The sequence below is a fragment of the Tardiphaga sp. genome, from assembly GCF_025356345.1.
GTDB lineage: Bacteria > Pseudomonadota > Alphaproteobacteria > Rhizobiales > Xanthobacteraceae > Tardiphaga.
Genome location: NZ_JANXTC010000060.1, coordinates 34,450 through 41,690, shown reverse-complemented (window position 1 = coordinate 41,690; position 7,241 = coordinate 34,450). Strand labels below are relative to the sequence as shown.

7 protein-coding genes are annotated in these 7,241 nt (G+C 60.4%); 3 read left to right on the top strand and 4 right to left on the bottom strand.

Annotated elements, in window-relative coordinates; all coding sequences use genetic code 11:
- Position 1: 1 nt before the first annotated feature.
- A complete protein-coding gene (gene phaZ, locus Q0S16_RS03510; protein ID WP_295845112.1) occupies positions 2-1,225 on the bottom strand; it encodes a polyhydroxyalkanoate depolymerase in 1,224 nt (407 codons plus the stop codon).
- 189 nt (positions 1,226-1,414) lie between these two features.
- Between phaZ and Q0S16_RS03505 the strand changes: the two genes are divergently transcribed.
- Together Q0S16_RS03505 and Q0S16_RS03500 are read left to right on the top strand one after the other, a co-directional pair.
- A complete protein-coding gene (locus Q0S16_RS03505) occupies positions 1,415-2,068 on the top strand; it encodes a glutathione S-transferase family protein (RefSeq protein ID WP_295845110.1) in 654 nt (217 codons plus the stop codon).
- A 290-nt stretch (positions 2,069-2,358) separates the two neighbouring features.
- Entirely contained in the window at positions 2,359-3,495 is a 1,137-nt protein-coding gene (locus tag Q0S16_RS03500; protein ID WP_295845109.1) for a hypothetical protein, read from the top strand.
- Between the two features lie 312 nt (positions 3,496-3,807).
- Here the strand turns inward: Q0S16_RS03500 and Q0S16_RS03495 are convergent, their stop codons facing one another.
- Positions 3,808-4,017: a hypothetical protein gene (locus Q0S16_RS03495; protein WP_295845106.1), complete on the bottom strand. Its 210-nt coding sequence runs from the start codon at positions 4,015-4,017 to the stop codon at positions 3,808-3,810.
- Between the two features lie 120 nt (positions 4,018-4,137).
- On the opposite strand from Q0S16_RS03495, the gene Q0S16_RS03490 reads away from it, so the two are divergent.
- Positions 4,138-4,479 carry a hypothetical protein gene (locus Q0S16_RS03490; protein ID WP_295845103.1) on the top strand — a complete coding sequence of 114 codons (342 nt, stop codon included), beginning with the start codon at positions 4,138-4,140 and terminating at the stop codon, positions 4,477-4,479.
- Positions 4,480-4,551: 72 nt separating this feature from the next.
- On the opposite strand, the gene Q0S16_RS03485 is transcribed toward Q0S16_RS03490, so the two are convergent.
- Positions 4,552-5,742 carry an ABC transporter substrate-binding protein gene (locus Q0S16_RS03485; protein WP_295845115.1) on the bottom strand — a complete coding sequence of 397 codons (1,191 nt, stop codon included), beginning with the start codon at positions 5,740-5,742 and terminating at the stop codon, positions 4,552-4,554.
- 201 nt (positions 5,743-5,943) lie between these two features.
- A complete protein-coding gene (locus tag Q0S16_RS03480) occupies positions 5,944-7,167 on the bottom strand; it encodes an ABC transporter substrate-binding protein (protein WP_295845100.1) in 1,224 nt (407 codons plus the stop codon).
- Positions 7,168-7,241 lie beyond the last annotated feature (74 nt).

The following is a 7,241-nucleotide window of genomic DNA, read 5'->3' as shown; positions in this document are numbered from 1 at the left end:
GCTATGAGTTGACATGGACGAAGTCGCGCAGCAACGGATAGATCTCGTTGTTCCACCGCCGTCCGCTGAACACGCCATAATGGCCGACGCCGGCCTGCATGTGATGCACCTTACGGTATGCACGCACTCCTGTGCACAGATCCTGCGCGGCCAGCGTCTGGCCGATCGAACAGATGTCGTCCTTCTCGCCCTCTACCGTCATCAGGCCCATGCGCTTGATCGATCCCGGATTTACCGGGCGGCCCTGATAGGTCAGCTTGCCCCGCGGCAGCAGATGCTCCTGGAACACGTCGCGAATGGTCTCGATGTAGAACTCCGCGGGCAGGTCCATCACGGCGAAGTATTCGTCGTAGAAGGTCTTGATGACATCAGCCTTCTCGGTCTCGCCCTTGGCCAGATGGTCGGCGAGATCGACGTGTGACTTGATGTGGCGTTCAAGGTTCATCGAGACGAAGGCGGTGAGCTGGATGAAGCCGGGATAGACCTGTCGAAACGCGCCCTTGCACTGGAACGGTACGTAATTGATGAGGTTTTCCTCGAACCATTTGAGCGGCTTGCTCTTGGCGAAGTCATTAACCTTGGTCGGCTGGATCCTTGTATCGATCGGGCCGGCCATCAGGGTGAGGCTGGCCGGCCGTGCCGGGTGCTCGTCTTCCGACATGATGGCGGCGGCGGCGAGCGCGGAGACCGAGGGTTGGCAAATCGCCACCATGTGCGCGCGCGGCCCGAGCTCGTTCATGAAGGTGATGAGGTGCTCGGTATATTCGTCGAGGCCGAATTTGCCCTGGTCGAGCGGGATGTCCCGCGGATTGTGCCAGTCGGTGATATAGACGTCGTGATCCTGCAGCAGCGTCTTCACGGTGCCGCGCAGCAGCGTCGCAAAATGGCCCGACATCGGCGCGACCAGCAGCATCTTCGGCTGCGGCGGTGAATTCTCCTTCTTGAAGTGCAGCAGCGAACCGAACGGGGTCGAGAATACCACCTCTTCGGTAATGTTCATGTCGCTGTTGCCGACCATCACCTTGCCAATGGCGAATTCGGGCCGCTTGTAGGTCAGCGCCGTCCGCGAGATCAGCTCTAGCGCGGATGCCAGTCGGCCAAACATCTTCGCGGACGTGCCGGCCGGCACCATGTTAAGGTATTTCAGAGCAGAGGCCGCTCCGCTGCGCCAAGGCGCCGTCAGGTCCATATGGTTCTGGTAGGCCTGATACATCATCGACATCATGCGTTCTTCCCTGCGTTGCATCATGCAATATCGAAGCCACGCCAGAGTCAAATGATCTGCGAAACGAGCACTTCAAACTGGCACATGGTTTGCTGAATAAGTTAACTACAGCGCAGGCAATGAGCAGTCATCGACAACCGGCCGTCGATAGCCGTGTGGCGTTTCGGGTCGGGCGTAGGGGAGAAAGCCGTGGCGAAGGCAACACTGACACTGAGCAGCAAGAACTATTCGTCGTGGTCGCTGCGGGGTTGGCTGCTGACCAAATTCTCCGGACTGGAGTTTGACGAGATCATTACCTCGCCAGACGACGCTTCCGCCAAGGCGGAAATCCTGTTGCTGTCGTCATCGATCCTGGTGCCCTGTCTGCGCCACGAGGGCACGGTAGTCTGGGATACGCTGGCCATCGGCGAGTATCTCAATGAGGTGATGCCGGAAGCGGGGCTGCTGCCATCGGACCGGGTCCTGCGCGCGCATTGCCGCTCGATATCCGGTGAAATCCACTCCGGATTCACGACGTTGCGGGCGTCGTTGCCCGTCAACATCAAGGGGCATTTCCCGAATTTCAAGGTCTGGTCGCGGGCGCAGTCGGACATTGATCGCATCTGTACGATCTGGCGTGAATGCCTGACCAGATCCGGCGGGCCGTTCCTGTTCGGCCAGCGCAGCATAGCCGATGCGATGTACGCGCCGGTGGTGACGCGCTTCATGACCTATGATGTGAAACTCGACCATCAGCTCGCCGCCTACGCCGCCATGGTGATGGCGCTGCCGGAAATGCAGGAATGGATCGCCGCGGCCCAGGAAGAACACGAGGATATCGAAGAACTCGAAGTGGAGTACTGAGGGCTAGCCACGCGAAATCGGCAAGTCTGGAATCTGCGGATCGCGGAAGTTGGATTTGTTAGTACACATCCAACCCCGCGACCGGTTCGGCTCAGGAAACGAGCAGCCACTGCTCAACTCCTACCCAATGTCGGTCATGAGTAGCGACCGCTGTTATCTACCCGTCGCCAAAAACTGCGTTAATTCCGAGACTTTGGTATCAAGCGGCGTCCGACGCGGCTGGCGTGAAATTCGCATGGTGCATTGCAGAAGCAACTGCGCCGAGCGCCCCGCTTGGATTGGAGGATGCCATGAATGTGCATGCCACGGTCGATCTGAAACGGTCCGGTCTGACCCGCCCGAACGGCGCCCCACTCCGCCTCAACCATCAGGATTTCATTGCCATCGATCGCGACCGTGACGCGACCTATGAAGCGACCTATCGCCCGCAGGCGCTGTATAATCGGGCCAGTGAAGGATTTCACGCCAACAACGAAACCTTCCTCCTGCACGAGGTGGCAACCAATCTGCCGATCTATCGCGAGGATACCGGTCCGACCGACTTCCACCTTCATTTGCCGCCGGGTGGCTTCCAGCTCGTGCTGGTCACCTCGGGCATGTTCACCTTCGATTATGATGGCCGCTTCTACAATGTCGGCCCCGGCGCGGTGATGCTGCAAAGCGCGATCGTGCATCGCCAATTATTTTACACCTGGTCGGGTCTGCCCACCGGGGAAAATCTCAAGACGCCGCAGACGGTGGTGCCGGATGCGATGTCGATGGGCTATTCGGGCAAGTTTCTGGAAGCCTTCGTGACCGATCCGACCACCTTCCCGAACCCGACCATCGTCGGTCCCGAGCAGATCGACGAGGCCGAAACGCCGCGCGTCGCCTGGACCCATTCGCTGCATGATCGCCCGGCGGATGCGGGGTTCTGGCTGCAGGATCCGCTGGCGCTGGAGGCGCTGTTCAGGCCGCTGGCCGGCGGTCTCATCCAGTCGGCCTCGCCGGTCTATGTGCGGGATATCGGCATCGAGATCCCGAGCGGCCATCTGGTCACCGGCCATATCATCGCCACCGACCCGCGCGGTCACTCGCTGCTGCCGAAGGGGACGGCGGCGGTTGATGCGGCTTCGTTCGCCAAAGGCGAGGTGGTCATCTATCGCGTGATCCGTGGTACCGCGGAGTTTACGGACAGCGCGGGCAAGAGCTTTCAACTCGCGGCTGGCGATGTTGTCACGGCGGGCAAGACCTCGACCACCCTGGTCGGAATTGGCGAAAACACCCAGGTGCTCCGGCTCGGTCTGCTCAAGGGCATGGAGCAGCTGCGCAGCTGGACGCCGACACAGCGTGACGAGATTGATGGGCTGGCGGCCAGGATCATCACCCAGACGGATGTTCGCCCGCTGCGTACCGAGGGCAAGCCGGTCGGGTATCTATACGCGTAAAATCCCGCCGGCCGCCCGCAGGGGGGGGCCTCGATGCGACCTGGCAGCCGCCGCCACGGTCCGCGCTGATTTAGAGAAAACGGCGCGTGGAGCCGCCAAACGTTAACGCGCCTCGGCCGATGATCCCATTCATTGATGTTGTTGTCCTGCATCTGGTTCGGGTTGGCCGTCCGGCTTCCAGATGTGGCGCTAGGCCGGTTCGTGCGAATCAGAATCGCCGATTCGGGCGCGATTTGTTCCGCGCGCGTTCCAAACCTTAACGCGGCGCCCGACCGCGTCGCGATTTGACGCAGTGGATGCGTGTGGCGTCGCCTAACTGAACCGCGGCAGACGCCAGCCCACCACATTGGCCGCCACCTCGCTGCCGGATTCCGCGTTGCGCCAGGTGCCATCAATGAAGTTGCAGGGAAACGGAAGCTGGTAGGTACCGCTGTGATCCTCGCACAGCACCTGCACCGCCTGCTGCGGTGTAGGTTCGCCCTGGCCGTTAAACTCGGCCAATCGTCGTTCGCGTGTTGCCATATGGGCGTACTCCAAAAGCCATAACCGCCCTCGGTGATAATAGTTCCCCTCGGCGACTGTTGACAGCGGCGTCGTCTGGCGTTCTGGCTGTCTCCGATATTCACCAATAACGAGGTATCGATGCGCGGCCGGGTCCTGGCGATAACGCTACTGACGGTGATGGGCGGCTCGCCGGCAATGGCGCAGGATGTGCCGGGGATAGAGATCTGCACCGTCGAAAAGACCATGGAACGGCGCACCAGCTGCCTGCAGAGTAATGTCAATTTCCTGCAGCAGACCATCGGCAAGCTCAGCCTGAGCAGCCAGCAAAAGCTCGACGCCGCCAATCGGCAGATCGAGGCGCTGAAGACGTCGCTGGCCGGCCTGCTGAAGACCGTGGATGATTTGCAGGCGGCGCAAAAGAAGATCGCCCCGGTGCTGCCCGGTTCGGTACCGGCACCGGCGAAGGGAGGCGCGAAGTAGGGCAATTATCTTCCCCTCTCCCGCCTGCGCAGCTTCGCTGCCTGGGGGAGAGGGAAACGCGGCGCGGGCGTTTTATTCGCTGTTCAGCACTGGCCCGAACAATTCCCAGCGCTCGCCCTTGAAGCGCATCATCTGCAATTGCTGCAGCGGGCTGTAATCGGTGGCGCTGGTCTTGACGCGCGTGCCGGGCAGGAAGATGCCGACCTCATAATCGAGCGAGGTGGCCTGCTTCATGACGTTCTCGCGGGTGAGATTGTCGCCGGACTGCTTCAGCACATGCGCAAGGGTGCGGGCGACGCCGAACCCATAGAGCGTGTAGATGTCGCTCTTGTCGCCGTCCGGATAATATTTGTCCATGAACGCGCTCCATTCCTTGATGGTCGGATCGTCTTTCCATTGCGGGTCGGTGGGGTCCTTCATGTAACCGGCGCTGATCACGCCCTGCGCGTTGTCGAAGCCGGCCGGCCGGATCACCGACGCCACCGACTGCGAGACGTTGACCAGCAACTGGATCGGTCTCCAGCCGAGTTCACCGGCCTTCTTGATCGCCTGGGCGGCGAATTTGGGCGAGCCGATATTCAGGAAGATCTCGGGATTGGCGGCCCTGATCTGCACGATCTGGGAATCCACCGTCGGCGAACTGGTTTCGAAACTGGTTTGCACCACGATCATCGTGTTGGCCTTGTCGCCAAGGCCGCCGCGTACGCCGGCGAGGTAATCCTTGCCCATGTCGTCGTTCTGGAACATGACGCCGATCTTGGCGTCCGGATGGTTCTTGAGGATCCACGCCGCCCAGATCCGGCCCTCGTTCTGGTAGCTGGGCGACCAGCCCATGGTCCACGGAAAGTTCTTCGGGTCGGCCCATTTCGACGCGCCGGACGACACGAACAGCTGCGAGACCTTCTTGTTGTTCATGTATTTCTGGATCGCGGAATTGGTCGCGGTGCCCAGCGGATTGAAGATCAGCAGCACCTCGTCGCTCTCGACCAGTTTTCGCGCCTGCTCGACGGTCTTCGGCGGGCTGTAGCCGTCATCATAGGAGATGAAATTGATGTTGCGGCCATTGATGCCGCCTTGCTCGTTGATCATCCTGAAATAGGCGGCCTCGGATTTTCCGATCGAGGCATAGGACGACGCCGGGCCGCTATACGGCATGATGTTGCCGATCTTGATCTCGCTGTCGGATGCGCCGGGATCGTATTTCTTCTGTGCCTGCGCGGGATGGCAGAGCATGCCGACCAGCATGGCGGCACAAGCGAGCATGGACGCTTTGGACATCTTGTTGGGCATCGTTTCCTCTGACGTTGATCGCCTGCGGTCCATCTGCTGCGAACCGTCAGGGCTGTCGAGGACCAGTAAGCATGATTGCGGGCAGGGTGCCAGCAAGACGGAGGGTGAGCCAGTAATACGCGAACGTCCCCTCTGCCCTTGCGGCAGAGGGGAAGATGGCGCGCGTTGCGACGATTATGATTCCTTCCCGCCGGACATCAGCGGTCCGAACAGCTCCCAGCTCTCGCCCTTGAAGCGCATCATCTGCAGTTGCTCGAGCGGGCTGAAATCGGTCGGGCTGGTCCGGATCCGGGTGCCCGGCAAATAGATACCGATTTCCATATTCAGATTGGCGGCCTGCCGCATGATGTTCTCGCGCGTGAGGTCGTCGCCGCATTGCTTCAGCACCTGGACGATGCCCTGCGACACGCCGTAGCCGAATACGGTCCCGCTATCCTCCTTGTCGCCTTCTGAAAAGTATTTATCCATGAAGGCGCTCCATTCCAGCATGCCGGGATCGTTCTTCCAGGTCGGATCCTTGGGATCCTTGATGTAGGCGGCGCTGAGCACGTCCTGGGAATTGCCATATCCCGCTGGCCTCATCACCGCGCCGACCGACGCCGACACGTTGGTGAGGATATGGATCGGCTTCCATCCCATCTCGCCGATCTTCTTGATCGCCTGCGCGGCGAATTTCGGCGTGGAAATATTGATGAAGATGTCGGGGTTGGAAGCCTTGATCTGCACGATCTGCGAATCCACCGTCGGCGAGCTGGTCTCGTAGGATACTTCGCTGACAAGGTAATCCTTGGACTTGTCGCCAAAGCCTTCGTGCAGGCCGATCAGATAATCCTTGCCGAAATCATCATTGGCATAGAGCACACCGACCTTTTTGCCGGGATAGTTCTTCATGATGTATTGCGCATAGATCCGCGCTTCGGCCTGGTAGCTTGGCTGCCAGCCCATCGTCCACGGAAAATTCTTCGGGTCGGCCCATTTCGCCGCGCCGGTCGAGACGAACAGCTGCGGCACCTTCTTGGTGTTCATGTATTTCTGGATGGCGGTGTTGCCGGGGGTGCCGAGCGGGTTCATGATGAAGAGAACTTCGTCATTCTCCACCAGCTTGCGCGCCTGCTCGACGGTCTTTGGCGGGCTGTAGCCGTCATCATAGGAGATGAAGGTGATCTTGCGGCCGTTGATGCCGCCCTTCTCATTGACCATCCGGAAATAGGCCGCCTCGGTCTTGCCGATCACCGCGTAGGCCGACGCGGGACCGCTATAGGGCATGATATTGCCGATCTTGATCTCGGTATCGGTCGCGCCGGCGTCGTATTTCTTCTGCGCCAGACTCGCGGTGGCGGTTAATGACGCGACGGTGCCGGCGAGCGCCAGCGTTCGCCAGACTTTCCAGTGCTGCATGGTGATTGTCCTCCCTCGGTTGCTCGATCTCCGCGCCGGCCCGTCTGCGCGGGCGTTGTGGGGCGGTTCGATGC